Source organism: Enterobacter sp. IF2SW-B1, from assembly GCF_001743375.1.
Classification (GTDB): Bacteria; Pseudomonadota; Gammaproteobacteria; order Enterobacterales; family Enterobacteriaceae; genus Enterobacter; species Enterobacter bugandensis.
The window spans coordinates 250,027-265,730 of record NZ_MJAA01000006.1 but is presented as its reverse complement, the minus strand read 5'-3'; the positions used below and the strand labels follow the sequence as shown (position 1 = coordinate 265,730).

At 51.6% G+C, this 15,704-nt stretch carries 15 protein-coding genes and 1 tRNA gene; 13 read left to right on the top strand and 3 right to left on the bottom strand.

Going from position 1 to position 15,704, the window contains the following annotated elements:
• The first annotated feature begins 6 nt into the window (after nucleotides 1–6).
• The 3 genes from nqrE to nqrM are packed head-to-tail and all read left to right on the top strand — an operon-like array spanning nucleotide 7 to nucleotide 2,040.
• The gene (nqrE, locus tag A6013_RS14495; protein ID WP_003863217.1) at nucleotides 7–603 is read left to right on the top strand and encodes an NADH:ubiquinone reductase (Na(+)-transporting) subunit E; all 597 of its coding nucleotides are present in this window, start codon (nucleotides 7–9) and stop codon (nucleotides 601–603) included.
• A 10-nt stretch (nucleotides 604–613) separates the two neighbouring features.
• Entirely contained in the window at nucleotides 614–1,837 is a 1,224-nt protein-coding gene (nqrF, locus tag A6013_RS14490; protein WP_045259789.1) for an NADH:ubiquinone reductase (Na(+)-transporting) subunit F, read from the top strand.
• A 2-nt stretch (nucleotides 1,838–1,839) separates the two neighbouring features.
• Nucleotides 1,840–2,040, top strand: coding sequence for a (Na+)-NQR maturation NqrM (gene nqrM / locus A6013_RS14485; protein ID WP_041911135.1), 201 nt, complete (start codon nucleotides 1,840–1,842; stop codon nucleotides 2,038–2,040).
• A 30-nt stretch (nucleotides 2,041–2,070) separates the two neighbouring features.
• Here the strand turns inward: nqrM and A6013_RS14480 are convergent, their stop codons facing one another.
• Nucleotides 2,071–2,934 carry a glycerophosphodiester phosphodiesterase family protein gene (locus A6013_RS14480; protein ID WP_069733308.1) on the bottom strand — a complete coding sequence of 288 codons (864 nt, stop codon included), beginning with the start codon at nucleotides 2,932–2,934 and terminating at the stop codon, nucleotides 2,071–2,073.
• Between the two features lie 158 nt (nucleotides 2,935–3,092).
• Here A6013_RS14480 and dinB point away from each other — a divergent pair, with 158 nt between their 5' ends.
• Complete coding sequence (gene dinB / locus A6013_RS14475; protein ID WP_041911133.1) at nucleotides 3,093–4,151, top strand: DNA polymerase IV; 1,059 nt, start codon at nucleotides 3,093–3,095, stop codon at nucleotides 4,149–4,151.
• A gap of 55 nt (nucleotides 4,152–4,206) precedes the next feature.
• Here the strand turns inward: dinB and pepD are convergent, their stop codons facing one another.
• Nucleotides 4,207–5,664 carry a cytosol nonspecific dipeptidase gene (gene pepD, locus A6013_RS14470; protein WP_045630671.1) on the bottom strand — a complete coding sequence of 486 codons (1,458 nt, stop codon included), beginning with the start codon at nucleotides 5,662–5,664 and terminating at the stop codon, nucleotides 4,207–4,209.
• Between the two features lie 260 nt (nucleotides 5,665–5,924).
• On the opposite strand from pepD, the gene gpt reads away from it, so the two are divergent.
• From gpt to crl, 3 genes are all read left to right on the top strand, one after another.
• On the top strand, nucleotides 5,925–6,383 hold the full coding sequence (gene gpt / locus A6013_RS14465) for a xanthine phosphoribosyltransferase (protein WP_003863205.1): 459 nt from the start codon (nucleotides 5,925–5,927) through the stop codon (nucleotides 6,381–6,383).
• Nucleotides 6,384–6,487: 104 nt separating this feature from the next.
• A complete protein-coding gene (gene frsA, locus A6013_RS14460; RefSeq protein WP_069733307.1) occupies nucleotides 6,488–7,732 on the top strand; it encodes an esterase FrsA in 1,245 nt (414 codons plus the stop codon).
• Nucleotides 7,733–7,789: 57 nt separating this feature from the next.
• Nucleotides 7,790–8,191 (top strand): sigma factor-binding protein Crl, encoded by a 402-nt coding sequence (gene crl, locus A6013_RS14455; RefSeq protein ID WP_008500249.1) that lies wholly within the window; start codon nucleotides 7,790–7,792, stop codon nucleotides 8,189–8,191.
• Between the two features lie 108 nt (nucleotides 8,192–8,299).
• Here the strand turns inward: crl and phoE are convergent, their stop codons facing one another.
• Nucleotides 8,300–9,352, bottom strand: coding sequence for a phosphoporin PhoE (phoE, locus tag A6013_RS14450; protein ID WP_028012086.1), 1,053 nt, complete (start codon nucleotides 9,350–9,352; stop codon nucleotides 8,300–8,302).
• Between the two features lie 305 nt (nucleotides 9,353–9,657).
• Between phoE and proB the strand changes: the two genes are divergently transcribed.
• The 6 genes from proB to A6013_RS26850 all read left to right on the top strand — a co-directional run bounded on the left by proB (nucleotide 9,658) and on the right by A6013_RS26850 (nucleotide 15,287).
• Nucleotides 9,658–10,761: a glutamate 5-kinase gene (gene proB, locus A6013_RS14445; RefSeq protein WP_014882684.1), complete on the top strand. Its 1,104-nt coding sequence runs from the start codon at nucleotides 9,658–9,660 to the stop codon at nucleotides 10,759–10,761.
• An 11-nt stretch (nucleotides 10,762–10,772) separates the two neighbouring features.
• Entirely contained in the window at nucleotides 10,773–12,026 is a 1,254-nt protein-coding gene (gene proA / locus A6013_RS14440) for a glutamate-5-semialdehyde dehydrogenase (RefSeq protein WP_069733306.1), read from the top strand.
• A gap of 111 nt (nucleotides 12,027–12,137) precedes the next feature.
• Nucleotides 12,138–12,213: transfer RNA gene (locus tag A6013_RS14435), tRNA-Thr, on the top strand.
• Nucleotides 12,214–12,600: 387 nt separating this feature from the next.
• Nucleotides 12,601–13,044 (top strand): helix-turn-helix domain-containing protein, encoded by a 444-nt coding sequence (locus A6013_RS14430; RefSeq protein ID WP_248040397.1) that lies wholly within the window; start codon nucleotides 12,601–12,603, stop codon nucleotides 13,042–13,044.
• A gap of 638 nt (nucleotides 13,045–13,682) precedes the next feature.
• On the top strand, nucleotides 13,683–14,510 hold the full coding sequence (locus tag A6013_RS14425; protein WP_069733305.1) for a hypothetical protein: 828 nt from the start codon (nucleotides 13,683–13,685) through the stop codon (nucleotides 14,508–14,510).
• Nucleotides 14,511–15,287 carry a hypothetical protein gene (locus A6013_RS26850; protein ID WP_069733304.1) on the top strand — a complete coding sequence of 259 codons (777 nt, stop codon included), beginning with the start codon at nucleotides 14,511–14,513 and terminating at the stop codon, nucleotides 15,285–15,287. It abuts the gene before it with no gap.
• The last annotated feature ends 417 nt before the right edge of the window (nucleotides 15,288–15,704 follow it).

Genomic DNA, 15,704 nt, shown 5'->3' with positions numbered 1-15,704 from the left:
CCGACAATGGCTCATTACCTGAGTTTATTTGTGCGCGCGGTGTTTGTTGAAAACATGGCGCTCGCCTTCTTCCTGGGCATGTGTACGTTCCTTGCCGTCTCTAAAAAGGTCTCGACGGCATTTGGCCTGGGCGTGGCGGTCACCGTTGTGCTGGGGCTTTCGGTTCCGATTAACAACCTGGTGTTCAACTTCGTGCTGCGAGACGGCGCGCTGGTGGAAGGCGTCGATCTTAGCTTCCTGAACTTCATCACCTTCATCGGGGTGATTGCGGCGCTGGTACAAATCCTGGAGATGATCCTCGATAAGTATTTCCCGTCGCTGTACAACGCTCTGGGGATCTTCCTGCCGCTGATCGCGGTGAACTGCGCCATCTTCGGTGGCGTCTCGTTTATGGTTCAGCGCGATTACAACTTCAGTGAATCGGTGGTGTACGGCTTCGGTTCCGGTATCGGCTGGATGCTGGCGATTGTCACCATGGCGGGGATCCGTGAAAAAATGAAATATGCCAACGTGCCTGCGGGGCTGCGTGGCTTAGGGATCACCTTTATCACCACCGGCCTGATGGCGTTGGGCTTTATGTCCTTCTCCGGTGTGCAGCTATAAGGGCTAACAGATGGAAATTATTCTTGGCGTGGTGATGTTCACGCTGATAGTACTGGTGCTGTCAGGGCTGATTCTGGCGGCGCGCGCAAAGCTGGTTAATTCCGGGGATGTGATCATTGATATCAATGACGATCCGCAGAACCAGATCCGCACTCCGGCAGGGGACAAGTTGCTTAATACGCTCTCGGGCAACGGGATTTTTGTCTCGTCAGCCTGCGGTGGAGGCGGCTCATGCGGGCAGTGCCGTGTGACGGTGAAAGAAGGGGGCGGTGATATTCTGCCTACTGAACTGTCGCATATTACGAAGCGTGAAGCGAAAGAGGGGTGCCGCCTGGCGTGCCAGGTCGCGGTGCGTCAGAACATGAAGATTGAGCTGCCGGAAGAGATTTTCGGCGTGAAAAAATGGGAGTGCGAGGTTATCTCGAACGATAACAAAGCCACGTTCATTAAAGAGCTTAAGCTGCGTGTCCCTGAAGGGGAGAGCGTCCCGTTCCGTGCAGGTGGGTATATCCAGATTGAGTGTCCGGCGCACACTGTGGCGTATGCGGACTTCGACGTGCCCGATGAGTACCGGGCCGACTGGGATAAATTTAATCTCTTCCGCTTTGTTTCCGAGGTAAAAGAGCCCGCGCTGCGCGCCTATTCCATGGCTAACTACCCGGAAGAGAAGGGCATTATCATGCTCAACGTGCGTATCGCCACGCCGCCGCCAAACGTGCCTGACGCGCCGCCGGGCGTGATGTCGTCGTATATCTGGTCCCTTAAGCCAGGCGATAAGGTGACGATCTCTGGTCCGTTCGGCGAGTTTTTTGCTAAAGATACCGACGCCGAAATGGTCTTTATCGGCGGCGGTGCGGGTATGGCCCCTATGCGCTCGCACATTTTTGATCAGCTCAAGCGTCTCGGCAGCAAGCGTAAAATCAGCTTCTGGTACGGTGCGCGCTCGCTGCGCGAAATGTTCTACGACGATGAGTTTGAACAGCTGGCGCGTGAGAATCCGAACTTTACCTTCCACGTGGCGCTCTCCGATCCGCAGCCGGAAGATAACTGGACGGGCTATACGGGATTCATTCACAACGTGCTGTATGAAAACTACCTCAAACAGCACCCGGCACCGGAAGACTGCGAGTTCTATATGTGTGGTCCGCCAATGATGAACGCCGCCGTGATCAAGATGCTCAAAGATCTCGGCGTGGAAGATGAAAACATCCTCCTTGATGATTTCGGAGGCTGATTATGTTGACCTTTCTGGCAACCTTTGCGGTGTTTTTGCTGGTGGTGTTCGGTATGTCTTTAGGCTGGATCATCAAGCGTAAAAGCATTCAGGGCAGCTGTGGAGGTATCTCTTCCATCGGAATGGAAAAGGTGTGCGACTGCCCCGAACCGTGCGATGCACGTAAAAAGCGCATGGCCCGGGATCAGCAGAGGATCATCTAGGAAAAGGCCGCTTCGTGCGGCCTTTATCATTTATTTTGCGCAGCTTTTGGCTTTGGCTGGTGAGTCTACAAGAACCCCTTCGGCACCCAGTGTTTTCGCCTTCTGGTAATCCTCTTCAGAGTTCACGCCGATAAAAATCAGATGGGCATTGCCCTGAGAGCGGAAGCAGTCAACGGCCTCTTTGTCCCACGTTAATGTTGCAGGAGAGACACCTTCGCCTAAGGTGAATTTCTCGACCACTTCTACTTTTCGGTTTAACTCAAGCCCATACCAGTAATCGTCCATTTTTTGTGAAGGAGGCAGACATTCATGGCTCAACGAAATCGTGGCCAGACGCGTACGGGTTTCGCTGCGCGTGACAAAGCGGGGGATTTCGACAGGCAATGCTTCCATATAGCGATCTTCGGTTGAATAAACGCGAACGCGATTCAGGCTGTTGGTCTCTTTCAATACGTTAAGCAGCGCGTTGCCCATGGTCGCCGGATCGGCATCCTGAGATTTGATGTCAATGAAAAAACGCGTATCTGGCCAGGCGCTCAGCACCGACTTCAGCGTCGGTATCGGGGAATTAAGCAGGTTTTCCGGCAGGTCCTTATCTTTCCACTTCACGCTGGCATCCGCCTTTGCCAGTTCTTCAGCGGTATACTGTGACACCTTTCCCTGCAGATTGGTTAACGCTTTCAGATCGGCAGGTCGATAGAGAACCGGTACGCCATCCCGACTTAACTGCACGGTTATCCAGACGATATCTGCTTTGTTTTCGAGGGCGAGCTTAATGGCTGGCAGGGTATTTTCAGGTGCATCCGCAGTCCCGCCCCGGTGGGCAACGATCGCAGGGCTAGCAGATGCAGCACTCGCCAGAAACAGTAACGAAATCGGGAGAATTTTCTTCATGAATAATTACGCTCCATTGATTTTATAAATGTATGTATATAAAGGTTTTATTACGAATGTTTGTAACACGTTTATATGACAACCGTGAGTAAGGAAAATAGCTGACGCATTTTTTGCCTTTTGTTATACTGTATATAAATACATGTGTGGTATGACCGATGCGCAAAATAATCCATGTCGATATGGACTGCTTTTTTGCCGCAGTGGAGATGCGTGACAACCCGGCGCTGCGGGATATTCCCATCGCCATTGGCGGCAGCCGCGTTCAGCGCGGTGTGATCAGCACCGCCAACTATCCTGCACGCAAATTTGGCGTGCGCAGCGCCATGCCGACGGCGATGGCGCTGAAACTGTGTCCGCACCTTACTCTTTTGCCAGGGCGCTTTGACGCCTATAAAGAAGCCTCAAACCATATACGCGAAATCTTCTCCCGCTACACCTCACTGATTGAACCGCTTTCTCTGGACGAAGCCTATCTGGACGTCACTGACAGCCTGCACTGTCACGGCTCCGCTACCCTGATGGCGCAGGAGATCCGCCAGACCATTTTCAACGAGCTGAATCTCACCGCGTCGGCAGGCGTCGCGCCGGTAAAATTTCTCGCCAAAATTGCTTCCGATTTAAATAAACCCAACGGCCAGTACGTCATCACCCCTGAAGAGGTCCCGGCGTTTTTAAAAACGCTGCCGCTTGGCAAAATCCCCGGCGTAGGCAAAGTCTCCGCCGCGAAGCTGGAAAGTATGGGGTTACGCACCTGCGAAGATGTGCAGCGAAGCGACCTGGCTATGCTGCTCAAGCGCTTTGGGAAGTTTGGCCGCGTGCTGTGGGAGCGCAGTCAGGGCATTGACGACCGCGATGTAAACAACGAACGGCTTCGTAAATCGGTCGGGGTTGAGCGCACGCTGAGCGAAGACATCCATGACTGGTCGGAATGCGAAACCATTATTACGGAACAACTCTATCCGGAGCTGGAACGACGCCTGATCAAAGTAAAGCCTGATTTACTGATTGCCCGACAGGGCATCAAGCTGAAATTTAACGACTTTCAGCAGACGACGCAGGAGCACGTCTGGCCGCGCCTGAACAAAGAAGATCTTATCGCAACGGCGAAAAAGGCGTGGGAAGAACGACGAGGCGGACGAGGGGTGAGGCTGGTGGGACTGCACGTCACGCTGCTGGATCCGCAGCTGGAGCGTCAGCTGGTTTTGGGATTGTAGATTGCACTCATCGTAGGCCCGGCAAGCGTAGCGCCGCCGGGCAACAGACGACAAATTACTTCGCAGGGATCGCCTTCAGCAGTTCCGTCAACAGCGTCCAGTAATGACCGACGCTTTCAATATGAACCTGCTCATCTGGCGAGTGTGGACCGGTAATGGTTGGCCCGATGGAAACCATGTCCATGTCCGGATACGGCTTCTTAAACAGACCACATTCCAGACCCGCGTGGATCACCTGGATGTTCGGGGTGCTGTTGAACAGACGCTGATAAGTTTCACGCACCAGCGCCATCACCGGAGAGCTTGCATCCGGCTGCCAGCCAGGGTAGCTGCCTTTGGCGGAGGTTTTCGCGCCCGCCAGCGCACCCAGAGATTCCAGCATGCTTACTACATACTCTTTACCGCTGTCGATCAGGGAGCGGATCAGGCAGATAATTTCCGCGCTGTCGTCGCTCATGGTCACCACGCCCACGTTCAGAGAGGTTTCCACAACGCCTTTCGCCACGTCAGAATTGCGAATCACGCCGTTTGGCGTCGCGTTCAGCAGCTGAACGAAGCTATCGCGAGACTGCGCGGTCAGGGCGGCTTTATCCGTAGACACGGATTCCAGCACCACGGTCAGGTTCTTCTCTTTCGCCGACAGTTCGTTTTTCAGGATATCCAGGTAGACGCTGGAGAGTTTTTTCAGCTCGTCCGCTTTCGCCGCTGGCACCGCCACGGTGGCAAAGGCTTCGCGTGGGATCGCGTTGCGCAGGGTGCCGCCGTTGAAGTCCACCAGACGAAGGTCCAGCTCGGCCGCGTGGCCCGCCAGGAAGCGTGCCAGCAGTTTGTTGGCGTTACCCAGGCCCAGGTGAATATCACCGCCGGAGTGACCGCCTTTCAGCCCTTTCAGCGTCAGCTTGAAGGTCTGGAAGCCCGCAGGAATCGCTTCGCGTGACAGCGGCAGGGTGGAGATGAAATCAATCCCGCCCGCGCAGCCCATGTAGATCTCACCTTCTTCTTCGGAGTCGGTGTTGATCAGGATATCTGCCTGCAGCCAGTTTGCCTGCAGACCGAACGCGCCGTCCATGCCCGCTTCTTCGGTCATGGTCAGCAGCACTTCCAGTGGACCGTGTTCAACGCTGTCGTCAGCCAGCACCGCCAGCGCAGAGGCCATACCGATGCCGTTGTCCGCGCCCAGGGTGGTGCCGCGCGCTTTTACCCAGTCGCCATCGATGTACGGCTGGATTGGGTCTTTAGTGAAGTCGTGAACGGTGTCGTTGTTTTTCTGTGGCACCATGTCCAGGTGCGCCTGCAGTACAACCGGTTTACGGTTTTCCATGCCTGCGGTAGCCGGTTTGCGGATCAGAATGTTGCCAACCTGGTCGCGCTCTGCGTGCAGACCTTTTTCCTTCGCCCAACCCATAATATGTTCGGCAAGCTGTTCTTCATGGTAGGAAGGGTGTGGAATGGAGCAAATTTTGGCAAAAATATCCCACAGCGGCTGCGGAGATAATTGAGACAGTTCAGACACGATAAGTCTCCTTGTCGAGGCGCTGCAAACAGGGTTGCAGGCCACAGGGTTAGCAGGTTAATAGTTACCACAAGACAGGCTTGCGAGATGCAACTGAGAATACCACTTTCTCTGCTGGCTGGTAGCATAAAGCATGTAAAAACTCAGGCAGGGAGCGCTAAACACTGGTTTTTAGTGCGCCAGATCTCTATAATCTCGCGCAACCTATTTCCCCCTCGAACACTTTTTAAGCCGTATAAAAACAGGCTGGGACACTTCACATGAGCGAAAAATACGTCGTCACCTGGGACATGTTGCAGATTCACGCACGCAAACTGGCTGCGCGTCTGATGCCTTCCGAACAGTGGAAAGGCATTATTGCCGTCAGCCGTGGCGGTCTGGTACCGGGGGCGCTGCTGGCACGTGAGCTGGGTATTCGTCATGTCGATACCGTCTGCATCTCCAGCTATGACCATGATAACCAGCGTGAGCTGAAAGTGCTGAAACGCGCTGAAGGCGACGGTGAAGGCTTCATCGTTATCGACGATCTGGTGGACACCGGCGGTACTGCGGTCGCTATTCGCGAAATGTACCCGAAAGCGCACTTCGTGACGATCTTCGCTAAGCCAGCGGGTCGCCCACTGGTTGACGATTACGTCATTGATATCCCACAGGATACCTGGATTGAACAGCCGTGGGATATGGGCGTGGTCTTCGTACCGCCTATTTCAGGCCGTTAATTTCAGTACGTAACTTTACACGCCCGGCTATGCCGGGCGTTGTTCTTTTTATCCCGCCACGCGTTACAATGGGCACTATATGACGTATCCATGGAGGCAACGCAATGACGCAGGCGAATCTCACCGAGACTCTCTTCAAACCCCGTTTCAAACACCCTGAAACGTCGACGCTGGTCCGTCGGTTTAATCCGGGAACCATGCCTGCCGTCCAGTCTGCGTTAGACGGTAAAAACGTGCCCCACTGGTATCGCATGATTAACCGCCTGATGTGGATCTGGCGCGGTATCGATCCCCGTGAAATCCTCGACGTGCAGGCGCGTATCATAATGAGCGAGTCGGAGCGTACCGACAGCGAGCTCTACGACACGGTGGTGGGCTACCGGGGCGGGAACTGGATCTACGAATGGTCTAAACAGGCGATGCTCTGGCAGCAAAAAGCCAGCCAGGAAGAGGATGCCACGCGAAGCGGCAAGCACTGGCTGCATGCGGCCAACCTCTACGCCATCGCCGCCTATCCGCATTTGAAAGGGGATGAGCTGGCCGAGCAGGCTCAGGCGCTGGCGAATCGTGCCTATGAGGAGGCTGCTCAACGTCTGCCGGGTCAGATGCGCGAGCTTGAGTTCGCCGTTCCGGGCGGTGCGCCCGTCACCGGGTTCCTGCACATGCCTGAAGGCGACGGCCCGTTCCCGACCGTGCTAATGTGCGGCGGGCTGGATTCCCTGCAAATCGACTATTACAGCCTGTATGAGCGCTACTTCGCACCAAAAGGGATCGCGATGCTGACGCTCGATATGCCTTCTATTGGATTCTCATCGAAGTGGAAGTTAACGCAGGATTCGAGCCTGCTGCACCAGCATGCGCTTAAAGCGCTGGAAAATGTTCCGTGGGTTGACCACACCCGCGTCGCGGCGTTCGGCTTCCGTTTTGGTGCCAACGTTGCGGTGCGTCTGGCTTACCTTGAATCTTCACGTCTGAAGGCCGTCGCCTGCCTGGGCCCGGTGGTTCACGCCCTGCTCAGCGATCCTGCCCGTCAGGGCAGCGTGCCGGAGATGTATTTGGACGTCCTTGCCAGTCGCCTTGGCATGCATGATGCCTCAGACGAAGCGCTGCGCGTTGAGCTCAATCGCTACTCGTTAAAAACGCAAGGGTTGCTGGGACGCCGCTGCCCGACGCCGATGCTGTCCGGTTTCTGGAAAAACGATCCGTTCAGCCCGGAGGAAGAGTCACGCTTAATCACTTCGTCATCTGCGGATGGCAAATTGCTTGAGGTGCCGTTCAGCCCGGTGTATCAGAATTTTGACAAAGCCTTGAAAGAGATCACGCGCTGGATCGCCCAGAGAGTGTGTTAATAGATTGCTAAATTTCGCTGGTTTGGTAAAACAGTGGCTTCACAAAAGGAGATCGCAATGACGTTACCGAGTGGACACCCGAAAAGTAGGCTGATTAAGAAATTTATGGCTCTCGGCCCGTATATTCGAGAAGAGCAGTGTGAAGAGAATCGCTTTTTTTTCGACTGCCTGGCTGTATGCGTCAACGTGAAGCCTGCACCCGAAAAACGTGAATTCTGGGGCTGGTGGATGGAAATGGAAGCAGAGGAGAAACGTTTTACGTATAGCTATCAGTTTGGCCTGTTTAATAAAGACGGCAACTGGCAGGCCACGACCATCAAAGATCAGGAAGTGATCGATCGCCTGGAATACACCCTGAAAGAGTTCCACGACAAAGCGAGCGCGCTGCTGGCCACCCTGGACCTTAAGTTCGAGCCTGCGGATGACTTTTCCAGCGAAGCGGTGAAGCTGACCGCGTAATGGTTTTTCCCTCTTCCTGTGGAAGAGGGCCGGGAGGGCAGCAGACCGCATTTACCCTGGGCAAAAAAATCCCGGCTTGTATGCCGGGATTTTCTTATCTGGATAATCTTAGAACTGATACGTCACACCCAGCGCAACGATATCATCGCTGCTCACGCCCAGCTTATTATCGTCGTCAATCTGGTTGATTTTATAATCAACAAACGCAGACATGTTTTTGTTGAAGTAATACGTGGCGCCCACGTCAATATATTTCACGATATCTTCGTCGCCAATGCCTTCGATATCTTTACCTTTAGACTGTACATAACCCACGGATGGGCGCAGACCAAAGTCAAACTGATATTGTGCAACCACTTCGAAGTTTTGCGCTTTATTTGCAAAACCACCGGAGATAGGGGCCATATTGCGGGTTTCAGAATAAATAGTGGCCAGGTAAATATCGTTCGCGTCGTATTTCAGACCGGTTGCCCAGCCCTCGGCTTTTTTACCTTCACCGCGCGCCTGCAGGTTCTGCGCGTTGGTGCGATCGGAGCTGGCATAAGCACCAATGACGGAGAAATCGCTGCCGCCGAAGTCGTAGGCCAGAGACGTACCAAAGCCGTCACCGTTCTGCTTTTTCACGTCGCGGTTTTCGTTTTTGCCCTGGTACTGCAGGGTCATATCAAGACCGTCTACCATGCCAAAGAAGTCGGTATTGCGGTAGGTGGCCAGTCCGGAGGCACGTTTCGTCATGAAGTTGTCGGTCTGTGCCAGGCCGTCACCGCCGAACTCAGGGAACATATCGGTGTATGCCGCGACGTCATAAAGCGCGCCCAGGTTACGGCCGTAATCTAGTGAACCAAAGTCTTTCAGTTTAATACCGGCGAACGCCAGACGTGTTTTCTGCGAGGAGTCGCTTTCAGCTTTGTTACCTGCGAATTCAGCTTCCCAACGGCCATAGCCCGTCAGCTGATCGTTAATCTGGGTTTCGCCTTTAAAACCGAAACGAACATAAGTCTGGTCACCATCTTTGGTGTCATCATCACTGATATAGTGCATAGCTTTCACTTTGCCGTACACGTCCAGTTTATTACCGTTTTTATTATAAACTTCTGCTGCGTGAACAGATGCGGAAGCCACCACGCCCATAACCACTAATGCCAGAGTGCTCTTTTTCATTTTCGATCCTGTCTTATAAACGCGCTTTAAAAATTCGCTGGACGATAAGCTGATGCTTAAGTCCCGTGAAAAAACAGGAAGGGTTTTATCGTTCTGGAATGAAACTTTTATGACAAACTAAGAACAATTTTAAAAAACTGTGATTTATTATTACGGTAATAAATTTGTCAAATTCTGCCGCTACGCTTCCTGATCCCGCGCAACAAAGTGCCTGGTGATGCACTAAGGCAGTTGGCAACCGGGCTGACTCCTGTTAAAACGTTCGTTCGACATTACTTTCCCTTATCGTTGAACGGCAGAGAATCATGAGTGACAGCCAGACGCTGGTGGTAAAACTCGGTACCAGTGTGTTAACAGGCGGATCGCGCCGCCTAAATCGCGCCCACATTGTTGAGCTTGTACGCCAGTGCGCTCAGCTGCATGCCGCAGGGCACCGTATTGTGATTGTGACCTCCGGGGCGATTGCCGCCGGGCGTGAACACCTGGGTTACCCCGAACTCCCCGCGACGATCGCCTCTAAACAGCTGCTGGCCGCCGTGGGACAAAGCCGACTCATTCAACTCTGGGAACAGCTGTTCTCTATCTACGGTATTCACGTCGGGCAGATGCTGCTGACGCGTGCGGATATGGAAGACCGGGAGCGCTTCCTGAACGCCCGCGATACCCTGCGCGCGCTGCTGGACAACAATATTGTTCCCGTTATCAACGAAAACGATGCCGTTGCCACCGCTGAAATAAAAGTGGGTGATAACGATAACCTCTCTGCGCTGGCCGCCATTCTGGCCGGGGCCGATAAACTCCTGCTTCTGACCGATCAGCAGGGGCTGTTCACCGCCGACCCGCGCTCCAACCCGGAAGCCGAGCTGATTACCGATGTTCATGGTATCGACGATGCGCTGCGCGCCATCGCCGGTGACAGCGTGTCCGGCCTCGGAACGGGCGGGATGGGGACCAAGCTGCAGGCCGCCGACGTGGCGTGCCGCGCCGGTATCGACACCATCATTGCCGCGGGCAGCCGCCCTGGCGTGATTGGCGACGTGATGGAAGGCATTTCCGTCGGCACCCGCTTCCACGCCCAGGAATCCCCGCTGGAGAACCGCAAGCGCTGGATCTTTGGCGCGCCGCCTGCCGGTGAACTCACCGTTGATGAAGGGGCAACTGCGGCGATTCTGGAACGAGGGAGTTCATTGCTTCCTAAAGGAATTAAAAGCGTGACAGGCAACTTCTCCCGTGGTGAAGTGATCCGCATCCGTAACCTGGAAGGTCGCGACATCGCGCATGGCGTAAGCCGCTATAACAGCGATGCCCTGCGCCGCATTGCGGGCCACCACTCGCAGCAGATCGACGCTATTCTGGGCTATGAATATGGCCCGGTTGCCGTGCATCGCGATGACATGATTATTCGTTAAGGAGCCAGAACATGCTGGAACAAATGGGCGCAGCCGCGAAGGCCGCCTCTTACAAACTGGCGCTCCTTTCCAGCCGCGAGAAAAACCGCGTGCTGGAAAAAATCGCTGATTATCTGGAAGCACAGTCTCAGGACATTTTGCTTGCCAACGAGCAGGATCTGCTGGAAGCGCGTCGAAACGGCCTGAGCGAAGCGATGCTCGACCGCCTGGCGCTGAACCCGGCGCGTCTTAAAAGTATCGCCGATGATGTTCGTCAGGTTTGTAATCTGGCCGACCCGGTAGGACAGGTGATTGACGGTGGGCTGCTCGACAGCGGTTTGCGTCTGGAGCGTCGCCGCGTGCCGCTCGGCGTCATCGGCGTGATTTATGAAGCCCGTCCAAACGTGACGGTTGACGTCGCTTCCCTGTGCCTGAAAACCGGTAATGCCGCCATTCTACGCGGTGGGAAAGAGACCTGGCGCACCAACGCCGCGACGGTGAAAGTCATCCAGCAGGCGCTGGAAGAGTGCGGCTTGCCGGCGGGGGCCGTGCAGGCGATTGAGAGCCCTGACCGCGCGCTGGTCAACGAGATGCTGCGCATGGACAAATACATCGACATGCTGATCCCACGCGGTGGCGCGGGCCTGCACAAGCTGTGCCGTGAGCAGTCGACCATTCCGGTCATCACGGGAGGCATCGGCGTATGCCATATCGTGGTGGACGACAGCGCCGAAATTGAGCCAGCGCTGAAGATTATCGTCAACGCCAAAACTCAGCGTCCAAGCACCTGTAACACCGTAGAAACGCTGCTGGTGCACCAGGGGATTGCGAGTACTTTCCTGCCAGCCCTGAGCAAACAGATGGCGGAGAGCGGCGTCACGCTGCACGCTGATCCCAATGCCCTCGCGCTGCTCCAGGGTGGCCCGGCTAGCGTGGTTCCCGTAAAAGCGGAGCAGTACGACGACGAGTTCCTGTCGCTGGATCTGAACGTGAAGGTGGTTGCGGATCTCGACGACGCTATTGCGCACATTCGTGAACACGGCACGCAGCATTCTGACGCGATCCTGACGCGTACGCTGCGCAATGCCGATCGCTTTGTGAATGAAGTGGATTCCTCTGCGGTATATGTGAACGCCTCCACCCGCTTCACGGACGGCGGCCAGTTCGGACTTGGCGCAGAAGTGGCGGTCAGCACGCAGAAACTGCACGCGCGCGGTCCGATGGGCCTTGAAGCGCTGACCACCTATAAGTGGATCGGCTTCGGTGACGATACGATTCGTGCGTAAATAGTCACGGGTGATGCAAAAATAGCCGTTTGATTCAAAAGGGCATTGACGCATCACCCGGTTAGATCTAACCTTTTGCTCCGTGGTTACACTCGTAACCGGCCTCTCAGGGCCGATATAGCTCAGTTGGTAGAGCAGCGCATTCGTAATGCGAAGGTCGTAGGTTCGACTCCTATTATCGGCACCAGTTCTCTCAAAAAGTTACGCATCATTAGCTCCCTTCTTATCTGCACGATGGGGCAGATTTGAGAAAGAAGCTCCCAAATTCGCATCAATTCTAAGCGCATGCTTCAGCATTCAACTGTTGCGTATTCTCCTGCTCAGGTTGAAGCAGAGACGGATTTACTGAACGTTATCTTCAACGATTCGGATCCAAATTAGAAGGAAGCAAACATTCTCGATTACGTGAAGAACAAACGCGCATCGGTTAAATCATTGGCATGTACTCATTCCTGGCCTTGATTAGCTAAGCGAACATGTCAGCGCGATGTTCAAAGGCAGCCAGCGGCAGACACATTCAGAAGAGAAGCAGGCCGCCTGAGGGCGCTTTTTTCTGCCCGGAGGGAACACCAGAATGCTGTTAAGTAAATCAGCCTACGCCAGGCATATGGGCGTCAGCCGGCAAACTGTTTATGGCTGGATAGCCCGCGGTGAAATTGTTATTTCAGGCGATAAAGTGGATGTTGACGCATCGCAGGCTAAACAAAATTCTGCTGGTGCTGGCGAACACCAGACTGAAATGACGTGGGCGCAGGCCGCCGCATGGGTATGGAAGCATGACGGTGGGAAAGAGTTGCCGGCTGATATTGATGCTGGCCAGCGTATAGAGGCAGCAGCCGCTGAGCTGGGTTTTGATGTTCAGCACGAGCCCGATGAACAATTGCTGATTCTCTTCCGGCCCACAGCTTCTATGGCAAAGACCGTGCAGCAGGCGCTTTACGGTTTCTTCGTTCTGAGCTGGCTTACGTTGCCACATTGCACCCCGATACGCTGGATGACTGGAACAAAACTGGTTTAATGTCACTCTGCCTACTGGACGGCGAAAAACTATAAACCCCCAGCCCCTCAAACTTGACACTTTTTCGCGAGAAACTGGGAAAAGTGTCAACCCAACCTAACGGATCCTGACGCCTACGAACAGCAGCTACAGCAGAAGTGTAAAGGGCTGGCGCTGAGATTTGTTGAGCCTTGGCTGTTAGCTTTTGTTAATCCTGATGCGAAGCAGGGCAGGTGTCAGCCTGTTATGGTTTGTTATGCCTTACTAGGGAAAACCAGGGGGAAAGTGTCAACCGCTACCGCTTCAGAAAACTTCAGGTACACGAACTCGTGAAGGGGAGGTGTTAAGCACTCCCCCTTTGCAACCATCCTCGAGCCTCTTTCAGATCGCTGTTCTGGTTTGCCCGGACGCTGGCGTTCAGATTGAGTTGTCAAAAGTTGTCACCCGCCGGCAGCGTCAGTGGGGATTTTTGACAGAACGCGCTCTAAGTTACAGTTGCATCAATAAGTTACATATGTAGGAGGTGTTATAACTCAAGTTTTTGAGACAAAGTCAGAATAGTATGAATTTGTCTATAGCCGTCTACTCAAGTTTTCTACATAATGTAAGGACATAGCATGCTGTTTAAATAACAAACAATAATTCTGAAAGAGAAACATATGATAAACTTAGATATGGATGTTGTGGTTGGGCATGGGCAGAACGATTTTGAAGAATTAGAAATGAATTCCGGCATAAAGGTTTTTGCTGGAGCTTCTGACATCACCCAAATTACAACAAGCACTATTTTAGATGATTCAGTCCCAAAAAAATCAACATCTATACATGGGCTTAGGAATATGTTCAAACATACATTTGATGGGTCGTTTGGACAAAACTTTGATCTTAGAATCGATGATCCTGAAAAGATAAAAAGATTTAACGAAATTGGCCGGGTTGTTTTTTTTGATGTTATGTCATATTACATCTCTAAAGGAATGGGGATAGCTCATAATCTTAAGAGCCAGAAAGCAATCGACTTAGTAGAACGTCTTAAACCGCTTGAAAAACAACTTTTGATAAGAATTCAGGAACCTATACAGAATTTACATAAAACAGTTGAGAAACAAAAATATAATGTACTTCTGAGAAGGAGAACAGCAAATAAAGAATTAGTTGTTGCTAAAATGGATGCGCAGACGCTTTTCAATATAAATGTAGAGCATGAATCTGCTCAACCAGTAGAAGAAGATGTTATTATAACTAGGTTCAATATGTTAACAGGAACTGGTCGGCTGTTATTAGATAGACAGGCAGATTCAGTAGCCTTTAGGCACCATCTTAATTGGGAACATGTGTTACAGTCTCAGAAAAATAAATTTTCAAGGAATCTTGATAGGAATAACAGAGGTGGTAAAGACGCTTTTATACCTATAACCATTTCTGCTTATGAGTTACGCGATCATATTGGAGAGCTTAAGGCTTATATAATTAGAGAAATATTGTAGATGAAGATGCCCTCAATCAAAGTCATTTCACTTATATTAATAGCTATTGTATGGTATTTTTACTTTTCTCATTTCAATCATTGGGATAGCCCGTTAGATATCTTTAAGACTAGCAAATGGATGGGGTTTTCCAATGATAAAGGTGATTGGGGCACTTTCGGGGATTTTGTAGGAGGTGTGCTTAATCCTATCCTAACCTTCATTACAATTGTTATGCTCATTAATTCCTTGAAACTTCAACGAGAAGCAAACGAGCAACTAATTAAAGACGAAAGAAGACAAGAGAAAGACGTTCTTCTAAAACGGTTTGAAGACGGTTTTTATAACCTTATCTCTTCAGAAAGAGAGGAGTTTAGTTGTTTTACTATTAACATTAACGGAAAAGAATACCGCTCATCTGCTGCTGTAAGTGTACTGGAAGAAGCAATTTGGGCCTTTATTGAGAAACAAATAGATGAAAAAGGAGCTTGCGAAATTGAGGATGTTAAAAATCACATAAATAAAATTGATGAGGATTCATCCATGGCAATATTTTCTATGGTGCGATGTGTATATGTTGTTTTTAAAGTTGTTAAGGATAAATGCCCTGAAGAACATCAAGATTACTACTTGGATATATTTATGAATATGTTACCAGTTAAACTGGTAAATTTAGTGGCTATTATTTCTGTGTACATGGACTGGAAAAACGTAAAATATATCGTTGATGGTGGAAAAGGATTTTCGGATAATGAAGCAGTGAAGAAATATATAAATACCTGGAAGGGTCTTCATTAATAAAAATAATTTCTGATGTTTGTCTTAAATGTGATAATTAATAAATAATATTGTAAAAGCAATGTTACATATATTTTGTTTAATATCATGATTTTTAACTTTTATAGAATTATAAGAACTAGATCATAATTATTGGGCATCGCTTGCCGCCGGGATAGGAAACTCAAATGGGGGTATCTTTGGGGGTATCAAGTTAAATGCTATAAGTTAAATGTGTTATAAATCAATTGGTTGAGTTGGGTGTTTTGTTCCTGTTATCGCACCAGTTCTCTCAAAAAGTTACGCATCATTAGCTCCTTTCTTATCTGCACGATGGGGCAGATTTGGGAAAGAAGCTCCCAAATTCGCATCAATTCTAAGCGCATGCTTGAGCATTCAACTGTTGCGTTTCCTGCTCAGGTTGAAGAGACGGATTTA

Bases quoted from the DNA above. Each gene is read 5' to 3' on its own strand.
- nqrE (WP_003863217.1), top strand. From the start codon at position 7: ATGGCTCATTACCTGAGTTTATTTGTGCGCGCGGTGTTTGTTGAAAAC.
- nqrF (WP_045259789.1), top strand. From the start codon at position 614: ATGGAAATTATTCTTGGCGTGGTGATGTTCACGCTGATAGTACTGGTG.
- nqrM (WP_041911135.1), top strand. From the start codon at position 1,840: ATGTTGACCTTTCTGGCAACCTTTGCGGTGTTTTTGCTGGTGGTGTTC.
- A6013_RS14480 (WP_069733308.1), bottom strand. From the start codon at position 2,934: ATGAAGAAAATTCTCCCGATTTCGTTACTGTTTCTGGCGAGTGCTGCA.
- dinB (WP_041911133.1), top strand. From the start codon at position 3,093: ATGCGCAAAATAATCCATGTCGATATGGACTGCTTTTTTGCCGCAGTG.
- gpt (WP_003863205.1), top strand. From the start codon at position 5,925: ATGAGCGAAAAATACGTCGTCACCTGGGACATGTTGCAGATTCACGCA.
- frsA (WP_069733307.1), top strand. From the start codon at position 6,488: ATGACGCAGGCGAATCTCACCGAGACTCTCTTCAAACCCCGTTTCAAA.
- crl (WP_008500249.1), top strand. From the start codon at position 7,790: ATGACGTTACCGAGTGGACACCCGAAAAGTAGGCTGATTAAGAAATTT.
- phoE (WP_028012086.1), bottom strand. From the start codon at position 9,352: ATGAAAAAGAGCACTCTGGCATTAGTGGTTATGGGCGTGGTGGCTTCC.
- proB (WP_014882684.1), top strand. From the start codon at position 9,658: ATGAGTGACAGCCAGACGCTGGTGGTAAAACTCGGTACCAGTGTGTTA.
- proA (WP_069733306.1), top strand. From the start codon at position 10,773: ATGCTGGAACAAATGGGCGCAGCCGCGAAGGCCGCCTCTTACAAACTG.
- A6013_RS14430 (WP_248040397.1), top strand. From the start codon at position 12,601: ATGCTGTTAAGTAAATCAGCCTACGCCAGGCATATGGGCGTCAGCCGG.
- A6013_RS14425 (WP_069733305.1), top strand. From the start codon at position 13,683: ATGATAAACTTAGATATGGATGTTGTGGTTGGGCATGGGCAGAACGAT.
- A6013_RS26850 (WP_069733304.1), top strand. From the start codon at position 14,511: ATGAAGATGCCCTCAATCAAAGTCATTTCACTTATATTAATAGCTATT.